The sequence below is a fragment of the Streptomyces hilarionis genome, from assembly GCF_024539675.1.
GTDB classification, from domain to species: domain Bacteria; phylum Actinomycetota; class Actinomycetes; order Streptomycetales; family Streptomycetaceae; genus Streptomyces; species Streptomyces hilarionis.
Window position 1 is genome coordinate 1 of sequence record NZ_JAHHIT010000511.1, and the last position, 381, is coordinate 381.

The window sequence follows — 381 nt, forward strand, 5'->3', positions numbered from 1 at the left end:
ATGACTTAGCGAACCATCTAGGTTCTTTACCAGTTCAGTGATCACCTTCATTCCCAGCCCCGACATTTTATGTACATCAAAGTCAGTCGGGAGGCCTCTGCCATTGTCGCTCACAGTCAAGCAGCATTGGTGCTGATATGGTGTTAAATGAACGTTGATTTTAGAGGCTCCATATTTCAATGCATTGGTCACCAATTCGTTAACAATCAGACCGATTCGGCTGAGTTGTTCACTATCCAACGCCAGTGGGACGGCGTCGACTGAGATTACCATCTGGCTTTCAGATCCCAGCATCGTAGATAAGCCAGCGCACAATTGGACGAGATAGTCAGCACTATCCAGCGTAGAGGCTGCCTTGCCGACATTAATATGTTTATGCAC

Annotated in this window: 1 protein-coding gene; it reads right to left on the reverse strand. The window is 47.0% G+C overall.

The features are described 5' to 3' along the window. The coding region (locus KMS84_RS44085; protein ID WP_256921432.1) for a sensor histidine kinase at positions 1–381 on the reverse strand (381 nt) is incomplete at both ends.